The organism is Vibrio sp. VP6 (assembly GCF_028823755.1).
Lineage (GTDB): Bacteria > Pseudomonadota > Gammaproteobacteria > Enterobacterales > Vibrionaceae > Vibrio > Vibrio parahaemolyticus.
Genome location: NZ_JAPEID010000053.1, coordinates 1 through 19,772, shown reverse-complemented (window position 1 = coordinate 19,772; position 19,772 = coordinate 1). Strand labels below are relative to the sequence as shown.

At 46.4% G+C, this 19,772-nt stretch carries 18 protein-coding genes; 8 read left to right on the top strand and 10 right to left on the bottom strand.

Annotated elements, in window-relative coordinates; all coding sequences use genetic code 11:
* Positions 1-5 precede the first annotated feature (5 nt).
* From OU793_RS22100 to moeA, 6 genes are all read right to left on the bottom strand, one after another.
* Positions 6-836, bottom strand: coding sequence for a sulfurtransferase (locus tag OU793_RS22100; RefSeq protein ID WP_065767505.1), 831 nt, complete (start codon positions 834-836; stop codon positions 6-8).
* 36 nt (positions 837-872) lie between these two features.
* Complete coding sequence (locus OU793_RS22095) at positions 873-1,169, bottom strand: hypothetical protein (protein ID WP_024702597.1); 297 nt, start codon at positions 1,167-1,169, stop codon at positions 873-875.
* 141 nt (positions 1,170-1,310) lie between these two features.
* Entirely contained in the window at positions 1,311-1,763 is a 453-nt protein-coding gene (locus OU793_RS22090) for a hypothetical protein (RefSeq protein WP_025629866.1), read from the bottom strand.
* Positions 1,764-1,774: 11 nt separating this feature from the next.
* Positions 1,775-3,886: an LruC domain-containing protein gene (locus OU793_RS22085; protein WP_140102994.1), complete on the bottom strand. Its 2,112-nt coding sequence runs from the start codon at positions 3,884-3,886 to the stop codon at positions 1,775-1,777.
* Between the two features lie 187 nt (positions 3,887-4,073).
* Complete coding sequence (gene moeB, locus OU793_RS22080) at positions 4,074-4,823, bottom strand: molybdopterin-synthase adenylyltransferase MoeB (RefSeq protein WP_029843866.1); 750 nt, start codon at positions 4,821-4,823, stop codon at positions 4,074-4,076.
* Positions 4,824-4,832: 9 nt separating this feature from the next.
* Positions 4,833-6,068, bottom strand: coding sequence for a molybdopterin molybdotransferase MoeA (moeA, locus tag OU793_RS22075; RefSeq protein WP_005477201.1), 1,236 nt, complete (start codon positions 6,066-6,068; stop codon positions 4,833-4,835).
* Between the two features lie 288 nt (positions 6,069-6,356).
* Between moeA and folE the strand changes: the two genes are divergently transcribed.
* Together folE and OU793_RS22065 are read left to right on the top strand one after the other, a co-directional pair.
* Positions 6,357-7,010 (top strand): GTP cyclohydrolase I FolE, encoded by a 654-nt coding sequence (gene folE / locus OU793_RS22070; RefSeq protein ID WP_140102993.1) that lies wholly within the window; start codon positions 6,357-6,359, stop codon positions 7,008-7,010.
* A 268-nt stretch (positions 7,011-7,278) separates the two neighbouring features.
* Entirely contained in the window at positions 7,279-8,517 is a 1,239-nt protein-coding gene (locus OU793_RS22065) for an NRAMP family divalent metal transporter (RefSeq protein ID WP_005463559.1), read from the top strand.
* 31 nt (positions 8,518-8,548) lie between these two features.
* Here the strand turns inward: OU793_RS22065 and OU793_RS22060 are convergent, their stop codons facing one another.
* Positions 8,549-9,496 carry a TDT family transporter gene (locus OU793_RS22060; RefSeq protein WP_180793834.1) on the bottom strand — a complete coding sequence of 316 codons (948 nt, stop codon included), beginning with the start codon at positions 9,494-9,496 and terminating at the stop codon, positions 8,549-8,551.
* A gap of 443 nt (positions 9,497-9,939) precedes the next feature.
* Positions 9,940-11,343 carry a H(+)/Cl(-) exchange transporter ClcA gene (gene clcA, locus OU793_RS22055; protein ID WP_005463563.1) on the bottom strand — a complete coding sequence of 468 codons (1,404 nt, stop codon included), beginning with the start codon at positions 11,341-11,343 and terminating at the stop codon, positions 9,940-9,942.
* Between the two features lie 502 nt (positions 11,344-11,845).
* Here clcA and OU793_RS22050 point away from each other — a divergent pair.
* Positions 11,846-12,424, top strand: coding sequence for a hypothetical protein (locus tag OU793_RS22050; protein ID WP_017447391.1), 579 nt, complete (start codon positions 11,846-11,848; stop codon positions 12,422-12,424).
* On the opposite strand, the gene OU793_RS22045 is transcribed toward OU793_RS22050, so the two are convergent.
* On the bottom strand, positions 12,411-12,818 hold the full coding sequence (locus OU793_RS22045) for a transcriptional regulator (protein WP_005499247.1): 408 nt from the start codon (positions 12,816-12,818) through the stop codon (positions 12,411-12,413). The two genes, OU793_RS22050 and OU793_RS22045, sit on opposite strands and share 14 nt — an antisense overlap.
* A gap of 95 nt (positions 12,819-12,913) precedes the next feature.
* Between OU793_RS22045 and OU793_RS22040 the strand changes: the two genes are divergently transcribed.
* From OU793_RS22040 to OU793_RS22020, 5 genes are all read left to right on the top strand, one after another.
* The gene (locus OU793_RS22040) at positions 12,914-13,822 is read left to right on the top strand and encodes an aldo/keto reductase family oxidoreductase (protein ID WP_005487989.1); all 909 of its coding nucleotides are present in this window, start codon (positions 12,914-12,916) and stop codon (positions 13,820-13,822) included.
* Positions 13,823-14,180: 358 nt separating this feature from the next.
* Positions 14,181-15,185, top strand: a complete 1,005-nt coding sequence (locus OU793_RS22035; protein WP_005463571.1) for a response regulator — start codon at positions 14,181-14,183, stop codon at positions 15,183-15,185.
* On the top strand, positions 15,185-15,622 hold the full coding sequence (locus tag OU793_RS22030) for a PAS domain-containing protein (RefSeq protein WP_005463573.1): 438 nt from the start codon (positions 15,185-15,187) through the stop codon (positions 15,620-15,622). The genes OU793_RS22035 and OU793_RS22030 overlap by 1 nt, the downstream gene beginning before the upstream one ends.
* 89 nt (positions 15,623-15,711) lie before the next feature.
* Positions 15,712-17,253 carry an NAD(P)H-hydrate dehydratase gene (locus OU793_RS22025; protein WP_140102991.1) on the top strand — a complete coding sequence of 514 codons (1,542 nt, stop codon included), beginning with the start codon at positions 15,712-15,714 and terminating at the stop codon, positions 17,251-17,253.
* A gap of 433 nt (positions 17,254-17,686) precedes the next feature.
* Complete coding sequence (locus OU793_RS22020) at positions 17,687-18,733, top strand: GMP reductase (protein WP_015313401.1); 1,047 nt, start codon at positions 17,687-17,689, stop codon at positions 18,731-18,733.
* A 119-nt stretch (positions 18,734-18,852) separates the two neighbouring features.
* Here the strand turns inward: OU793_RS22020 and OU793_RS22015 are convergent.
* Positions 18,853-19,772, bottom strand: a 920-nt coding sequence (locus OU793_RS22015) for a tyrosine-type recombinase/integrase (protein WP_274647837.1), incomplete at its 5' end; no start/stop codon positions are given.

Genomic DNA, 19,772 nt, shown 5'->3' with positions numbered 1-19,772 from the left:
CTAGCTTAACGCGTAATTGGCAGTGAGCAGTCTGCACCCCATTCTGTCCATGAACCGTCATAAACAGATAAGTTGCGTAAGCCAAGTTGATGAGCTGCCAACAATAAAATACAGGCAGTCACACCTGAGCCACAGCTGAAAATGATTGAATTGTCATTATATAGCGACAGTTCGCTAAATGCTTGTTTCAATTCTGAGTTCGGTTTGATGTAACCGTTATCCAGCAGTTCTTGAAAAGGCAGGCACAACGAGTTTGGAATATGGCCACTGCGCAATCCTTCTCTTGGCTCAGGCACTTCACCAAAAAAGCGCGCTCGTGAGCGAGCATCAACAATATGCGCACTGCAATTGTTTGAGTACTCTAATACTGCATTTGCGTCCAAAAATGCATTTTTATTTAATTTTCCCGAAAAATTTCCTAATTGTTCAGGTTTTGCGAGCGAATCTACGACGGGCAATCCCGCTTCTATCCAAGCTGGAAGTCCACCATTAAGTACTTTGACGTTCTCGTGTCCCATCGCTTTGAGCATCCACCATGCGCGTGGTGAAGCAAGCGTACCTGAGTTGTCATAAACGATGATCAAGTCTTCGTTATTTAGCCCAAGCTTTTGTGCGCTTACATTAAATCCTGCTTCGGTTGGCATCATGTGCGGCAAAGAGGTATCAGGCAGACAAAAATCATTGTCGTAATCAAAACGGTAAGTGTTTGGAATCCATTTATCGGTGATTTTTTTGCTTTCCGAAGGAATTTGAAAGCTAATGCTTGCGTCTAAAAGCTTTACATTTTTTTGGTCAAGTAGGGCATGGAGTTCTTTTGCACTGATCAATGCTTGCATTGCTAAATCCTTCTTGTCGTGGGAATGACCACTGTTCTAGTTACAGCTGACGAATGAAAGTGATGGTTCAAAAGTTGAGCTTGTCGCTTGCCTAAATGTGGCTGTCGAACCGATCGCACAATCAGTTGTTATCGGAACGGCGACGCGTTGTTGTTCGATATCAGGTGCGTCTATCGTCAGGTAACGTCGTTGCCCGTCTAAAGACTGAGTCAAAGTGTTGCTGATGACGGTCGCTGATAAGGTTTTTTCGCTGGTGGGTGAGCCCCACAAAAGTAAAAGGAGCAGAGCAATCGAACCGATGAGGACCAAAATGTAAGTTTTGGGGTTATCCAAGTTGAGTTCCACCCGTTTAGGCTAGCGTAAGCCTATTGTTTTACAATAAAAAAATCGCATGTTCAAAGAACGATGCGATTTTTGCTGATATTTAACATCTCTAAGAGGTTTAGGTTTGTTTGCTATTCATGACATTAATGCTTACAGGCGCCAAGATGAATCTTCTGCTGATATCACGTGCTGCACGGGGTCTGAACCGTCATAAAACCAAACTTCGACTAACAGATTTCCTTGGCTATCGGAGACTGGAAAATTCATTTCGGCTTTTCCGTTGATGAGTGCTTCAGAAGCTACTTTGCTTGCGTATTTCGCTTGATAGGTACCTGAAGTCGTCTCTTGATACTCTTTATAGACACTAAGGTGCGCGCGTTGTGAAGAGTAGCCACTAATGTCAACAGATAGAGCACGAGCGACGATCGGATCGTAGTCGTAGCCATCTGGTACGTTCAGCGTTTGCATGCTTGGTTCTTCGACCACGATGGTGGTCTGAGTTGGTGGAGGCGTTGAGCTGTCACCGCTTTTATCACCGCCGCCACCTCCACCGCCGCAGGCTGTTAACGCTAATCCCATGATGATTGTGATTAAATTTTTCATAATGTGCTCTCCTATGGAATGTAGCATTTGTTTGCTTTTGGTGAGGCATGCCAGTTAGCATTTTGACTGCCGGCTGATTCAGCGTAAGTGGCAAATTGTGGATACGCGTCAACCAAGTCTACGTTTTCCAATGGCCACTCCCAGTCCTCAACAATCAGCAGAGCCCAAGGTAGGTTGTTGCTGGTTTTGAAGTACCTACCTTGTACAGGATCACTTGCATCAACCCCGAGTCCGTACAAATTGGCATCATCAAACTGTTCGGTTGGCGCTTGATCCGGTAGGTGTACTTCCCATTTTCGGCCTGGCTGGAAGGTGATACCGTCACCGTGGTACGTATTTGGTGTTGCAAAGATAAATGGGTCGTAAGGCATGGCTTGTAAGCCAGAGCGGTCGGAGCCTTCCTTAAAGTAAACCGTCAACGTAAAAGAGAAAGCAACGTTGTCATCACATCCTGATTGAGTTCGGAAGTAGGTACAATTGCTTTGCGTGTATTGGCTGAGATCATCGCTGATGATGAAAATGGCCTCTTCCGAGAGAGTTTCCAATCCATTGCTTGCTTGTTGAACGCCGTTAAACGACAGGGTAGTTAAGCCATTCTCAATACTTGTTTTTGCTACGCCCGGTAAACGAATAGCAAAGCCATTTTTGTATCCTGCACCGTAAGCGGCGAGGTCACCGGTGATTTGAATGTTCTCGACCACACCTTCCATACGCGTTTCTGTGATTCGGAACTGAATGACGACGTCGTTCATGTCGTAGTCTGCGGTATATGGCCAGTTATCCTCAAACGCTACCGTTGCGTAGCCTTCTGCACTTGGAAAATGCTGAACAGATACGCCATTTTCGGTGATAGTGATTGGATGATCTTCTACTTCGCCGGAGGTTGAGCCTCCATCGTATTTGAGCCCTGTTTGTTGACTAAAGCGGAATCGGCTCCAACTTGGTCCTGCGGTTGCCAATTCAGAGACGATAAATGGAAGTATGTTGTTTCCTGCTGCGAGTAACTGGTCTGTAAATACTTGTTCACCTTCATCTGCAAAATCACCGTCTCGGTTCCAGTCAAACCAAGCGGATAAGTAGCCAGAAGTAGACGCTGTCACATTCACCAGTGAACTCAAACCTGGATCGAGTGCGGCAACAAAGCCAACACCATCTTCGTCTGCGGTACCAACTTTGTTGTCGCCAGAAGGTGCAATTTGTCCGTCAGGATCGCCATCAGGCGCAATGACACCAAGCCATGTCACACCATCGATTTCGTGTCGTGGACCGTTTGAGGAAAGAAGCGTGTGGTAACTATCTGGAGCATCGCCAAAATCGATTGGGTCATCCTCATCAATAACTGGCGCGTTGGCGCAGCGTGCACCGTCATTTTGGCTTGAACTCGGGCCGTTCGAGACAAACTCAACCGCTGGGACAATGCCCGCGTTGATGTTTGAAGCGTTGTCCGCTGACAAATTAATACGGTAGATTTTTCCGTCTTGATTGCGGGAAACGTAGTAATTGCCGTTGACGTCAAAATAGCCCGCACCAAAGGTACCGGTTTCGCCCGTATCTCCAATCATAGTGGCTTGGCCGTTTGCAGTATTGAATTTGTAGAGAATGCCGGAGTTGTTGTCGATTCCGTAAAGCGAACCGTCGCCAGGATGAAAGGCAAAATCTGTCAAGTTGACGTTTGCGGTCGCGGTAATTTGCGTAAGTGTTAGCGTCGCATTTGGATCGGTATCTAACGGTGATAAATCAATGGAAAATAATCCTTTTCCTTTGCGATATAAGTAGTAAACGTGATTATAAACATCGCCAACAAAAAACGTATGGCTAGGCAAACCAGCGACATTCAGTGTTTCTGCTTGAAAGTCTTTCCCTAAACGGACGATTTTCAAGTTGGTGGTATCGTAGCCATAAATGTATCTGTCGGTGAAGTCGAACCCGACGGCATTGATCCCTGATGCCAAACCCACATCATCAGCTAATAAAGTGGTGGAACCTGTAACCAGATTGACGCCATAAACTTGAACGGGGGTCGATTGGAATAAATACGCTTTGCTCGGACAAGTGTCGAAAGGTGCCGCATTCGCATAAGCGCTTACGAACAGTGATCCGAGTATTAGTGATGTCCTTTTCATGATTCGCCCTCTCATTGATTTGTTTTATATGCAATGAAAGGAGCGTGCCAATTCTTAAGTGGCTGTTTTTGAAGGATATTGACAACTAAAAGTTCGAGGTTTTAATTTTGAATCTCAGAATAAGAAAAAAGCCCAACGTTGCGTTGAGCTTTTTGAGAACCGATTGACACGGGAGCGAATGCGTTACTTACCCACAAACAGGGCAGGTGGGTATTTTCATCAAGTTCATTTCTCTCCACGACATGCTGAGTGCATCGAGAATAAGGATTTTCCCTTTCTTTGGCTGCCCGTAATTTGCGATCACCTTGATGGTTTCCATCGCTTGTACAGCGCCCACAATCCCGACCACTGGTGCCATTACACCCGCTTCAACGCAGCTTAGTGCACCGCTACCAAATAGTGCACTCAAGCACTGGTAACAAGGTTGAGTTGGATCGTCGTACGTAAACACGCTCACTTGACCTTCCATACGAATTGCCGCACCAGAGATAAGTGGGGTTTTCGTTGCAAAGCAGAGGCGGTTCAGTTGGTTACGAGTGTCGACGTTATCAGACGCATCAACTACCACAGTGTGTTGTTCAATCAAAGCTTGAAGTTGAGCATCATCGAGACGTTTGGCAACGGTGTTTACCTCGACGTGAGGGTTAAGTTCTCGCAGCGCATCGGCGGCAGAATCCACCTTTTTGCGGCCGATATCTGTGTCGTGGTGTAATACTTGGCGCTGCAAATTAGAGAGCTCTACAATGTCGTCATCGATGAGCGTAATACTGCCGACACCTGCTGTGGCGAGGTATTGGCTAGAAGCACAGCCTAAACCGCCCGCACCTAAAATAAGCACGGAGCTTTGTTTGAGCGCTTCTTGCCCTTCGAAATCGAACTGGCGAAGAATGATCTGGCGGTTATAGCGCAGCATCTCCTGATCGGAAAGAATATCCACGGCACGTTCCTAGTATAACGTTGAGTTAAACAGTTGGATTTGAACTGTTTCGCCAACTTCCACGCGGCCACGCTCTCGTTCCAACACCACAAAGCAGTTTGCCAAACTCATTGAGCGGAAGGCACCAGAACTTTGGTTGCCAGTCGTTTCAACGACAAATTTGCCATCTTCTAGCGTGTAGATGCCACGTTGGTAGTCCGTGCGGCCCGGCGCTTTCTTAAATGCAGTTTTTGTCGTAGCAGGGATAGACTCAGGTGCTTTCCATTCAGTATGGCCAGCTAATTTCGCCAACATTGGTTGAACAAGTACGTACATGGTTAGCACAGCAGATACAGGGTTACCTGGTAGACCACAGAACCAAGCTGTACTTAACTTACCAAATGCGAAAGGTTTACCCGGCTTGATTGCCAGTTTCCAAAAACCGATTTCCCCAAGTTGTTCAAGAATGTCCTTGGTGTAGTCTGCTTCGCCCACACTGACGCCGCCAGAGGTGACAACCACATCCGCGAGCGTTTGTGCTTTTTCAAACGTTGCTTTTAATGTTTCTGGGCAGTCAGGGATAATGCCAAGATCAATCGCTTCACAGCCAAAGTTTTCGATAAGCGGTTTAATGCCGTAACGGTTGCTGTCGTAGATTTGACCAGCTTCGAGTGGCTCACCTAATGGTTTAAGTTCATCACCTGTCGAGAAAAACGCCACCTTCGGTTTACGCACAACAGTGATATGGCTTACGCCAAGAGAAGCAATCATTGGAATATCGCGTGGTGTTAGGCGCGCGCCTTTTGCTAATACGATATCGCCTTGCTTGATGTCGTCACCAGTTGGGCGGATGTTATTTTGAGGCTTCACATCCGTTTGGTTGAACTGGATACCCGCTTCGGTCACGGTCGTGTTTTCTTGCATGATAACGGCATCGCAACCTTCCGGAATTTTCGCGCCAGTCATGATTCGAACACAAGTGCCTGTTGGCCATTCACCTTCAAAAGGTTGGCCCGCAAAGGATTTGCCCACCATCGGCAATACAGTCGACGCTTCTAAATCTTGAATACGGATTGCATAACCGTCCATTGCTGAGTTGTCAAAAGGCGGTACGTGAATTGGCGATAAAACGTCTTCGGCCAGTACAAAACCCAGAGCATCAGCAAGAGGAAGAGAAAGTGTCGTTTGGATAGGTTTGATGCGCGATAACATTTTGTCCATCGCTTCTTCAATTGGCATCAAGCCAGGTGCGTCGCAGCAGCCCATTGAGATAATCCTATGTTCTTTTGTTTTGTGGCAACTCTACCATAAAATCGGACTTGGTAAGAATGTCCACCTATAAAATATGGGTGTAATTATTCAAAAATCCGAGTATCCTTGTCACCCATCCGAAAGGGGTAAACGCCTATCGGAACTAAAGAAAACGGCTCAGTGTATTCTTGTTATGTGCCTTGGCGATATGAACATCTAACTGAGCAACTTAGACGCTAACGGGATGAAAACACTGCAATTGTATTTCGCACCGAGAGTGGTAGTTACAAAAGAGGAAGTGGAATGTCAGGTCTTAGCGAGTCAGCGAAGTTAGTAAAAGAAGCGCTAGAGCAACGCGGTTTAGAAACACCAATGCGTCCTAATGCCGTGAGCCGTGAAGAGAAGAAAGAAAAGATCGAGCACCACATGCGTGAGATCCTAACCCTGCTTCAACTCGACCTTACGGATGACAGCCTAGAAGAGACGCCACATCGCATTGCAAAAATGTACGTGGACGAGATTTTCTCTGGTTTGGATTACTCCAACTTCCCAAAAATCACGGTTATTGAAAACAAGATGAACGTAAGTGAAATGGTTCGCGTGAAAGACATCACCGTAACCAGCACGTGTGAACACCATCTTGTCACGATCGACGGCAAAGCGGCCGTTGCGTATATCCCTCGTGGTAAAATCATTGGTCTCTCTAAGATCAACCGTATTGTCCGTTTTTTCGCGCAGCGTCCTCAAGTTCAAGAGCGTATGACACAGCAAATCCTAGTTGCTTTGCAAATATTGCTTGAGTCTGACGATGTGGCCGTGACTATCGACGCGACGCATTACTGCGTGAAATCACGTGGTGTTATGGATGCAACCAGCGAAACGACAACCACAGCTTTAGGTGGTATTTTTAAGAGCAACCCAGCCACCCGCGCTGAGTTTCTGCATGGTTTACGCTAGTCAAAGCGAAGTATAGATTTGAGAGAGGATGGCAACGTGCCATCCTTTTTTATACCATGAATCATGGGTAGGTGAGTCGCAATAAATAATATTTATGCAATTGTGTGTTGACAGTCACATTCGTTGCTCTTAGTATATGCGCCCAATGAACGGCTACAACGTGTAATCGTTTGTTTTGAAAAGAGATATCTCTCTAAGTTCAGCTGATCTCGGTCAGTTGTCTTTCTTTTTTTCTAATAATAGAAAGACAACAAATTTGAGACTTGGCATGACTACACAAAGCACTATCAGCACCTCTTCCATTTCCGCTCCTGTAACAGAAACCAGTTGGCAAAAGAAAGCCATGCTAAGTGTCGCGTTTTTGATGGCGACGACCTCTGTTGGCCCAGGCTTTTTGACTCAAACTGCTGTTTTCACGAACATCTACAAAGTCGACATGGCGTTTCCAGTATTGGCTTCGATCTTTATCACGTTTGGTATCGTGATGAACTTGTGGCGCATTGTGGGCGTTTCTGGCATGCGAATCCAAGACATTGCGAACAAAGTGGCACCGGGTATGGGTTATGGTGTCGGTATTCTCCTTGCGCTTGGAGCTGTGGCGTTTAACTTTGGCAACGTAAGTGGCGCGGCGTTAGGCATTAATGTGTTAACGGGCGTGGACACGACTTGGGGTGCGCTGTTTACTGGTGTGGTTGGCTGTTTGCTGTTTGTGGTTCATAACGCCTCCAAACGAATGGACCAAATGGCTCGCTACCTTGGCTTGTTCATGATTGTTCTGATTGCATATGTGGCAATGACGAGCTTACCTCCGATGGGAGAGACACTAAGTGCAGCGGTGATGCCTATGGATGTTGGAAGCTTGCTTCTGCCTACATTGACTATCGTTGGCGGCGCAGTTGGCGGTTACTACACGGGTGCACAACGTCTAGTGGACATCGGCTTGAAAGGTAAAGAGAACGTACCTTCCATCACTTCAACGGCGTGGGCTGGTATCTCTATTGCGGTGGTTATTCGCGTACTACTGTTTTTAGCTGTATTTGGTGTTATCGCGACAGGCGCAACGTTGGATTCAGCTAACCCGGCAGCCGACGCTTTCCGTCAAGGTGCTGGCCAGCTTGGTTACTTCATCTTTGGCTTAGTACTGTTTGTCGCTTCCATCACATCTGTGGTGGGCAACTCTTACATGGCTATCTCATTAATTAAGACGCTTTTCCCTGTTGTGGCACGAAACGAAAAAGCGTGGTGTGTCGGCTTCATTATCCTAACCTCGCTAGGCACGGTTACCATGGACATGCCAATTCTTTTACTTATGCTCGCGGGTTTAGTGAACAGTATTATCCTTCCTATCGTTTTGGGTACCGTCTTAGTTGCGACAAAACGCAAAGATATCGTCGGTGACTACCAACACCCAATGTACTTAACGCTAACTGGAGCAGCGATTGTTATCGTGATGGCTGCATCGAGTTTGACTAACGTCGGTAACTTCATGGCGAAGTTTACGGGTTAATACTTTGTTGATAGTGATAAAAAACGTTTTTTTATGCTTGTTTGGTCGGGGTTCTTACAATTTCTGGCCAGTACATTTTCACATAACCTGCCGATACCCAAACGACCAATACGGTCGCGATACTGAGTTCTAAAAAGCCGAAATCGTGTAACCAATACCATTGAGGATGAGATTGTGCGAAAAAAGAGGTTAACCGGTGCATCGCAATGGCGCTGATGACTGAAGGAAAAGTCACCGCTGCGATCGAGGGTTGGAACTTCAATCGAAGTAAGCGGAAATAACATAAGTAGATCAGTAGCGTCATTGTGATCGCGATCCCCGCCAATGCGCCCGTCAGAATAGGGTCGGGTTGGGGAAAATTCACTAAATAAGCTGCCAGTGACAAGTTAACTGGCGCGGCCATAATTGCGAGTGTTGGTCTTGCTCGTCTTGGCAGCGAGCCAAAAAACACCAAGCGATACAACACCAGTGGCAGCATAAAGAAGTAAATGCCGATACACATGATCGCGAGGGTTTCGGAAAATAGATTATGACCGAATTGCGAACCAGCCAATGAGCTACTGATTAATCCAACAGGGTAGAGGAACCAGCTCGGGACGATGTTCGACATTTTGAAGTTCATGAGCTGGAAGCCAAAAAACAGCACCATCATTGTAAAATGCAGCAGCACAGCTAAACACCAAAGGGGATAGGCAATGAGTGGTGAAACCGACGCGAGATAATCGGTCAGGATCAATAATGCCATACTCATTGGTGCCATTAAGCTACCACTTAACGGGTGCTTAATATCCGCCATAAATAGGCGAGGATTGGTGGCGTACTTAATCAGAACGGGAGCGAGCAATAACGCGCCAAATGAAGCCAGAAAAGGACGAATTGGCGTACCAATATCGGGAACATAGAGCGCCCACGCTTGGCCAAGCCCGATCATACCCAGTGCCAGCGCCGCTTGAGAAGGCGGGACACTATAAAACTGCACAAGTCTTTTCCAGTTCAAATCTACTCCGAATTGATTTTGCCCGAATGAAACGAAAAGTGATGTTTAAAACCAAATTATCTTTGGCTGCTTTGCGTGTGAAAATCGCGAACGGTGTGGAATCAGAACGTTGATTATCTTCATCTTAGCTTGCTGCTGCCTTGCATTGCGAAACGCGAATTTTCAACGCATGTTTTACGCAATTGTTGACTCATTTTGGCCTGTAATGGGCGGATTTGAGTGGAACAATTGCTCTATTTTATGGCGCGAATATTAACAAGTTTAACAGGCGATGACGCCTAAACATGATGGGTAAATATCAGAGAATGAGAATTTTGTGAGTTTGGTATCGAATATTTGCGAACCGTTGCAAAATTATAGAAATGCAGGCTCCAAACATTCGTGATACTTACAAGTAGGTTTGGAGCCGGAGTGCTTTAAGTTGCCTAGGAGGCCTGATTTTCAGGGAGATCTTGTTGACGTAGCTTGTCATTTTTAAGCGTACGATGCAGCAACTGGCTGTAAATAGGTTGTCCACCAAGCAACTGTGCGACAATCACCGCTCCTAGACAGGTAATGATTAGCGGAAGAATCAGATAGTAGTTGTTGGTCATTTCGATCACCAACAAAATACCGGTGATAGGCGCGCGAACTGTCGCAGCGAACAGCGCTCCCATTCCTGCAATCGCAAAGACGCCTGGTTCTATATCAAGCGTTGGCAACAGAACATCTGCGCTTGCGCCAAATGCGTATCCAAACAATGTGCCCAGCGCGAGCATTGGCGCGAAAATACCGCCTGGTGCGCCAGAGCCAAAGCAAAGCAAAGTTGTGACCACGCGACCAATAAACAGCAGCACTAAAATAGAGATCGAGTAGTTACCTGTTGTGACATCGGGAATAAGTGCAATGCCTCCGCCTGTTAATTGAGGTACGTAAAGCAACAGCAGGCCAAATACGCCGCCCAAAATTGAGCCCGTGATCAGGTAACGCTTACGATCGTTTTTATGAATAGCAACAAAGCTGTCTTGCGCCACTGTAATCAGTTTGTTGAAGATCACGCCAAACACGCCAAACAGTGCGCCAAGCAATAGGAACAACCACAAGGTTTGTAGCGCTGGGGATTGATATTGCGGCATGGTGATTACGGCGTCTTGACCATTGATGGCGCGGAACACAATGTTCGCCATAATGGCAGAAATGATCACGGCACGAATCGAGATAAGCGAGTAGCGAAACTGAGGTCGCATTTCCTCAACTACGAACATGATCCCCGCAAGCGGTGCATTAAAGGCCGCAGCCAAACCGCCAGCAGCACCAGAAGCGAGCAGGGAATGGCGGGTATCGTCATCTTTAACGCGGAAAATATCGGTCACCATTCGACCTACAGCACCGCCCATTTGCACCGTTGGGCCTTCACGACCGAGCACCATACCAGAGCCAAGTGCGCCCATGCCGCCGAAGAATTTTACTGGCAGGACTCGCCACCAACGCACAGGACGAATGTTGTCCATCGCGCCTTCAATTTCAGGGATACCTGAGCCCGCCGCCTCTGGGGCAAAGCGGTGAACAAGAAAGTAGCCAATAAAAGCAAGCAGCGCGCTGATCAGCACCGCAGCAAGCCAAAGAGGAAGTACGCTACCGATTTCGCTTCTCAGCCATTCGGTGCGGGTTTCAGAAACAAAATGAACCGCAAGTTCGAAGTAAGTACCGACGAAACCAGCTAATGTGCCGACGATGGCGGCCATAATCAGGACAGAAAATGGTGTGGACCCTCGAGAGACAAACTGGTTAATCGCATCTTTCGGTACGTGCGCTAACACAGATTTCACAATTCTCTCTCGTTTGGTCATTAACAAATTCTCCTGAAGCTTGTGGAAAGGAAGAACGAAAGTATACGCTTCGGAGAGTCTAGACCTAATCAGTAAAGATGCAATTTAGCTTTCCACTATTGAGTGTTCGAAGAATCTCGACGACAACCATTATTTAGGATTGTGCTATTGCTCTCATATTTGGCGGTTTTTTGATATAAAAAAACTTGTTTTCTGAGCAAAATGAACCATGCTTTAAGTGTAAAGCAACATGACTGCTTCAGAAGGAGGGATGTGAGGTTTTACACACAATTTGGATGGATTCAAACCCTACAGTAAGTCCTCGTTTTATGTTCGGGATGCATCAATAGACATCATCGATTCGCAAACTCACGATTGAGTAACGAGGTAGAGGCGCACGCAAGAGTGCGCCTTCTTAATGTCTGCTAGATAACATTTTCGTACTCGCCTCTAAAATATTCTCTTTGATAAATCTAAGCCTAGCGTTAAGGTCGTTGTTTACGTTTTTCACTTTAAACACACCATGCGATTTGCTTCTCGAACTTTGCTATTTTTCTGCTGTGTCGCGGCATCCTTTTCTTCATTGGCTTCGCAGCGCTGGTGGCAAGAAGTCTTGTCTTCTACACCGTACCAGAAACTGAGTGAACAGATTCAACATGATGGGAACTGGTATCCGTGTGATGTGCAGATTGGCGAGACAGAAAATCTCGGCCGCTCTTTCTGTTTAGATGAGTTTTCCTACTATCAGCAGACGCTATACGGCGAGGTGGTATTCGAAGAAAAGAAAGCGCAATTCTCCTTTTTAACCGAGTATCAGAGACAAACGCTGAGTGAGCTCATTCTTAATCTAAGAAAAGATGGTTTGGTGATGCGAAGCTTAGCAATCGGCAACGATCAATACGATGTCGCAGCGTCGCTGAAAAACAGATCTGCAGGAGAGGTCGACAAAGAAGTGGTGTTGCTGATAAATCGCTACCCGCCAGAGATTGAGAGGTCGATGGTTTGGGTAAAAGCAGATGAGTTTACAGAGCCATCACCGCACGTAGTCATTACTTTACGCAGTGATGGCGAAATGATCGAGTTGCGACTTACTCGGCTTTAGTCTCTTTATGCAAAGCAAGAAATGTCGCCATGGCGGATTCATCTAAAAATCCGTCTGCCTTTTTATGTGCGCGCAGGTATTGGTACCCTGCAATGAGCTTTCGATGAAGCTCTTCTTTATCTTCTGTCAGCTCTTCATTCATCACGTGTTGGAAAGCCAATTTATAGGCATCCATATCCACCACTTCAGCACGACGGTAGAGATAACCGCAACCCGTCGCTAACCATTCAAGAGAGCAGTTAGCCCGCATCGCAATCTGATTGGCTTTGGTTAGGCTAGGTTCGCTGCCTTTTAGGTACTTTCGGATGAGCGCTTCCGACACATCAACGCGTCGTGCAAATCCGCTGATGCTTTCTTCGCCAATCAAAGTGGCTAAACGTTGGGCAAAAGACATATTTCGTACTCCAGTTCGAATTGCGAAAGTTTACCCGTTGAGACGACGTGAAAACAAGACTAGGATGAATGCAGTTCAATTGAAGGAGAAAACCCATGGTTGCAAAAGTTGTGACTGCACCAAATGGCCCTGAATTTTCAGAGCTAGTTCAAGGATATTGGCGTGCGGCAGATTGGGGAATGACGGCTCAAGAGCGTTTGTCATTTCTTAAGCAACATATTGAGTTAGGGATCACTACGGTCGATCACGCAGACATTTACGGTAACTACGAATGTGAAGCGTTGTTTGGTGAAGCGTTAGCCTTGGATAAAAGCGTACGCGACCAAATCCAGATCGTGACCAAATGTGACATTAATTTGTGTGGTGACAAAACACCTGAACGCAAAATTAATCACTACGACACAAGTTCGGCACACATTTACCAATCAGTGAACAACTCACTTGAGCGCTTAAATGTGGATGAAATCGATGTGCTATTGATCCATCGTCCAGATGTATTGATGGATGCTGATGAAGTTGCGGAAGCATTCACGGAGCTGCACAAAGTAGGTAAAGTGAAGCACTTTGGTGTGTCCAACTTTACGCCACGTCAGTTCGAATTGCTGCAATCGCGCCTTGGTAAACCTCTTGTGACTAACCAAGTGGAAATCAACCCGCTTAATTTTGAGGTTGCGCACGATGGAACGCTGGACCAAATGCAAATGTTGCGCACGCGTCCAATGGCTTGGTCTTGTTTAGGTGGCGGCTCAATCTTCAGTGGGGAAAGCGAGCAAGCGATTCGCGTTCGTAACGAGCTAGAAGCGATTCGTGAAGAAGTGGGTGCGACCAGCATTGACCAAGTTATTTACGCTTGGGTACGTCGCTTGCCATCTAAGCCAATTCCAATCATTGGTTCAGGGAAAATTGAGCGTGTGCAAACGGCCGTGAATGCACTGAATATCGAATTGACTCGCGAGCAATGGTATCGAGTTTGGGTTGCTTCGAAAGGTCACGGTGTGCCATAGAAAGCGTATTAGCATCGTGATTTTACTTAAGGCATCTTATTAGATGCCTTTTTTGATGTTTCATCTTTCCTTTCTTCACTTTAGCAAGTAACGAACTTTTTCTCGGTTTTCTGGAGCTTAGATAAACGCAACCCTATGCGTATCAAGGGCTGAGAATGGTCAGTAGGCTTTGTTCGATGTCACTAAATCGACAGTGAAATGCGTTGTTTCTTGTTGGCTAGGTTCACTCATCTATTGATCTTGCGTATGCTTACTGCATAAACAAAAAATACAAATTCCTCGTCAGTTTTCTCGTACTATATGCGGTAACAATCTGGTAGACTCCAGCGCAGATTGTTGAATATAAAAAGGTGATTGAATGTCTTTTCCTGTACTCATCTGTGATGATTCAGCGTTAGCACGCAAGCAGATGGCTAGATCACTGCCAGCAACATTGAATCCGGATATTACGTTTGCTATCCACGGAAAAAATGCGCTTGAAGAATTAGCGCAAAAAGAATTTAAACTGATGTTTCTTGACCTCACCATGCCAGAAATGGACGGTTTTGAAACCTTAGAAAACATGCAGCGTTTAGGAAACAAAACGCCAGTTGTGGTTGTGTCGGGGGACATTCAACCCAAAGCCAAAGAGCGCGTTTTCGCGTTAGGTGCCAAAGCATTTATTCAAAAGCCCATCGCAAAAGATGAGCTAAAAAACGCCCTCAAAGAGCTGATTGAGCCAGAGCCTCGACCGCTTATCATCACACCAAGCGTGATTGAGCTGCCAATTCTCCGCCGACGCGATATTTACATGGAAGTGGCGAACGTTTCTATCGGCCGAGCTGCCGACGCGTTAGCTCGCCATTTTGACGTATTTGTTCAACTGCCTTTACCAAACGTGAATATCTTTGAAGTGAGCGAGCTTCACATGGCGCTGCGTGACTTGGCATCGCACGATAACGTATCAGGCGTGTGTCAGGGTTTTTGTGGCGAAGGCATTGCCGGGGAAGCATTGGTCATTTTGAGTGACTCTAGCGTATCGGATCTGAAAAAGCTGATGAAAGTGCCAGCCGACAGTGAAGAGCTTGAAGAACTCGAGCTGTTGATGGATATCTCTAACATCTTGGTTGGCTCGTTCCTAAATGGTTTAGGCGAGCAATCAGAAGTGCGTTTCTTCCAAAGTCCGCCGGTATTGCTTGGTCAGCACATTTCGATTGATTCCATTATTGAGTCCACAACGGGCGCATTCAAACGCACAATGACGTTTGAAGTGAGCTACAACATCGAAGGCACATCGATTCGCTGTGATTTGCTGTTTATGTTTGTTGATGAATCGCTGCCGTTGCTTGACAACAAACTCGCATACCTAATGGAGGAGTTCTAATGTTGAATATGCCAGCAGAGTTTGAACAATTCCATTGGATGGTCGACATGGTACAGAACGTCGATATGGGGTTGGTGGTGATTGATCGAGATTACAATGTTCAAGTCTGGAACGGTTTTATGACGCACCACAGCGGTTTGCAATCGCATGAGGCAATTGGCCGTTCGATCTTCGATATCTTCCCGGAAATCCCGCCGGAATGGTTTAAGTTGAAGACGAAACCCGTGTACGACTTGGGTTGTAGAAGCTTTATTACGTGGCGTCAACGTCCGTATTTGTTCCGCTGCCGCAACGTACGCCCTGTTACACAACAGGCGGAGTTTATGTACCAGAACGTAACGCTCAACCCAATGCGAACGCCAACTGGAAAAATCAACTCACTGTTTTTGTCTATCCAAGACGCGACAGCAGAAGCCTTGATGTCACAACATAAATAGCGATTGAAATTTATTCGTTAAAAGCCAAGGGGAACCTTGGCTTTTTTGTATACTTATAATTGTGTTTCCCCAATGCGCAGAACGTAAATATGGACTTTAATCTCGCCTTAAAACTCTACACCGCCGAGCAAGTCAAAAACGGAGAAGTGGTTGCCGCCCACATGGCAGGCGTTTCTATGTATAGCCTAATGCAGCGAGCTGGCATGGCTGTTTACGAACGATTTCTTCATTTATACCCAAGAGCGAAAAACGTTCTTGTCGTTTGTGGCAAAGGCAACAACGGCGGCGATGGCTACGTGTTTGCATCCCTTGCAAAACAAGCTCAGTTGAATGTTCAAGTTTTTCAAATTGGTGATGTAACGCAGCTTCAGGGCGATGCATTGCGTGCGTATCAAGACTGGCAAACCGTTGATGGTAAAAACAGCAGTTGGGATGATTGGAATACTGCGTTACTTGAAGCGGAAGTGATCATCGACGCTATGTTAGGCACGGGGCTAAAGGGTGAAGTCCGAACTGAATATCGTCGTTATATAGAGCAGATCAACCAAATTCAGTGCCCGGTTATTGCGGTCGATATCCCGTCCGGCTTGTGCGCTAACACTGGCTCAGTTTTAGGTGACGCAATTCAAGCTGACCATACAGTTACGTTTATTGGCGTTAAGCAAGGGTTATGTACCGCTCAAGCGAGAGACCGAATTGGCGAGCTGCACTTTTGTGGCTTGGGCGTCAACGTGGAATTCGATTCCATAGAAGAAGAAAGCGCACTGGGCATTGACCATAAAGTCATCCCTCGTTTGCTCCCAAAGCCAAAAGCGACCGATCACAAAGGCGATAACGGTAAATTACTTTGCGTCGGCGGGAATCAAGGTATGTCTGGTGCAATCCGTTTGTGCGCGTCTGCGGCGGTTCGAAGCGGGGCAGGGTTAACAGCAAGTATTACGCACCCAGATAGTTTCATCCCTCTGCAGGTCAGTTGCCCAGAAGTGATGAGTCAAAGCATAACCACGGATTTACTCAGAGATACGGAAAACGCGCTCACTAAGCGTATTCGCTGGGCGGATGTTTTGGTGTTTGGCCCCGGTTTTGGCGACGATGAGTGGGCGTATCAAGCTTATCAATACCTATCTCAAGAACAAAAACCGAAAGTTGTGGATGCGGATGGTCTAAATATTCTGGCAATGTTAAGTCAACGATGTGATGGCACATTGGTGTGTGACAACCAACGCGTCATCACTCCTCATCCGGGAGAAGCCGCTCGCTTGTTAAATGTGACCACTCAACAGATTGAAAGTGATCGATATTCCGCAGCACGCCAACTGCAAGAACGCTATGGTGGCGTAGTGGTGTTAAAAGGTGCAGGAACGCTGGTTTTTGATGGTGTCAGAATGTATGTGTGCCTCGCAGGTAATCCGGGCATGGCGACGGGCGGAATGGGTGACGTACTTTCTGGTGTGATTGGCGCACTGCTTGCCAAAGGTTTACCGATCTCTATCGCAGCGCGATTAGGAGTCATGATTCATAGCCACGCTGCCGATCTCAATGCAGAAAAACATGGAGAAGTGGGATTATTAGCCACAGATGTCGTGGAGACTCTTCGCGCTGCGACTCATATTAAGCGAGCGAAAAACTGAATCTCGGGCGAAAATGTGACTTTAAAAGTGAAATTTCTTTAATGATCTTTGAGATGTATACGCGAGATTGAAGATTAAACGGTTGAGTTTTAATCAGCTTTGAGAGGTATATCGGCCAAGATAAAAGTGAATGACGCAAAGGTTTGCGCAATGGATTAGCTTTTAGGTTTTCTTAAGTTGTTGAATTTGTTAATTAAGAAGAAAAAAGAGTGTCTTGAAAGGGATTTTTGATATGCGATTTTCAAGATGGTAACACAAAAAAAATGCAAATATCAGACTTGTAGGAAAGAAATCACAGCCTATAATGCTGAAAACCGGAGCGTCTGCCAACGCTCCGGTTTTTTTGTGTCCGAAGAACAGTGAACCCGTCTGCCAACGGTTTCACTACGCACTCTGAGATGACACATATACATATGAATCAAGGAATTACACAATGCGTATCGAACAAGAACTTAAGTTAGGTTTTAAAGATGTACTGTTTCGCCCGAAACGTTCTACCCTGAAAAGCCGTTCTCAAGTAAATTTAACCCGCGATTTTACATTCAAGCATAGTGGTCGTCAATGGTCTGGTGTGCCTGTAATCGCAGCGAACATGGATTCAGTTGGTAGCTTTGAAATGGCTAAAGCACTGGCTGAGCATGGTGTAATGACAGCCGTTCACAAACACTACACAGTGAACGACTGGGCAGACTTCGTAAAATCTGCTGACAACGCAACGCTAAAAAACGTGATGGTGTCTACTGGAACTTCTGACGCAGATTTCCAAAAAACAAAAGACATCATGGCGCTTTCTGACGAGCTCATCTTTATCTGTGTTGATATCGCGAACGGCTACTCAGAACATTTAGTTGAGTACGTAGAGCGTGTACGTGCAGAGTTTCCAGACAAAGTGATCTCTGCGGGTAACGTGGTTACTGGTGATATGTGTGAAGAGCTTATTCTTGCTGGCGCAGACATCGTAAAAGTGGGCATTGGCCCAGGTTCAGTATGTACTACTCGTGTCAAAACGGGTGTGGGTTATCCTCAGCTTTCTGCAATCATTGAGTGTGGTGATGCGGCGCACGGCCTGGGTGGTATGATCATCGGTGACGGCGGTTGTTCATGCGCGGGTGACGTATCAAAAGCGTTTGGCGGCGGTGCAGACTTCGTGATGCTTGGCGGTATGTTAGCGGGTCACGAAGAGTCAGGCGGCGAAATCATAGAGAAAGATGGTGAGACCTTCATGAAGTTCTACGGCATGTCTTCTCAGTCAGCGATGGACAAGCACTCAGGTGGTGTTGCTAAGTACCGCGCAGCTGAAGGAAAAACCGTACTATTGCCATACCGCGGTAGCGTTCACGGCACTATCTCAGACATCCTTGGCGGCGTACGTTCAACCTGTACCTACGTAGGTGCAGCAAAGCTTAAAGAGCTAACGAAGCGTACTACCTTCATCCGCGTACAAGAGCAAGAGAACAACGTATTCGGTAAAGAGAAGTAAGCCAATACTTCGAAAAATACGAATAATAGAGAGCCGCAAATTGCGGCTCTTTTTTTGTCTGAAAATCGTTAAATGGCGACAAAGTGGCGACAGCCGCCGAAAAAATTTTATGGCGATGACTACGAATCCGCGAGTGGGTTGCGAGTGATCGCCTCAGACAGGTGATCAGGTGCGAAGTGGGCATAGCGCATTGTCATGCTGATATCGGCATGGCCAAGGATGTCTCTCAGAACAAGAATGTTGCCACCATTCATCATAAAGTGGCTGGCGAAAGAATGGCGCAGAACGTGTGAAGCCTGGCCCGAGGGAAGGGTAATGCCAAGTTTATTCTTCAGAATGTAGCAGAAGGGCGTGTAGCACTCTTCAAACAACTTGCCAGCAGTTGGCTTATGGATCTCGTCATATAGCTCTTCAGAGATAGGCACAGAGCGATTCTTCTTAGTTTTTGTGTTTGTATAGGTAACTTTGTATTTAGTGAGCTGAGAGCCGTTAAGTTGCGCTGCCTCATTCCAACGTGCCCCGGTAGCTAGGCAAAGTTTCACAATCTTGAGCATATCCTTGCGATTGTGTTGTCCAACTAGCTCAAGTAACAGGGTTATCTGTTCTTTGTGTAAGAAAGCCATGCTGCGTTCGTGATCTTTAAATGGTTTTACTTCTTCTACAGGATTGGGCAGTTTCCATTCACCCAGTTCCTTAAGTTTGCTGAATACGGCTTTAAATCTGGCGAGTTCAGAGTTGAGTGTCGCGATACTCGGTGCGCCTTTTTGCCACCTGTCGTCGACAAAACTAATCTGGCCATGCATACGCTGGCTACGAAATTCTGAATACAACTTGGCATTGAGAAGGGGAGCAACTGGATTACCCATCGCATCTGACATCTTGAGTAGTTTGCTATACACCACAGCACCATTAGCAAGTGTGACGCCGTAGCGTGTAAACCAAATCTCTATAAGTTGAGTAAGTCTACGGTGGTCGGGTTTATCGCCTTCCCAGGGCTTGTCTTCTATCTCTCTTGTTACAAAACGCTCAAAAGCGGCGG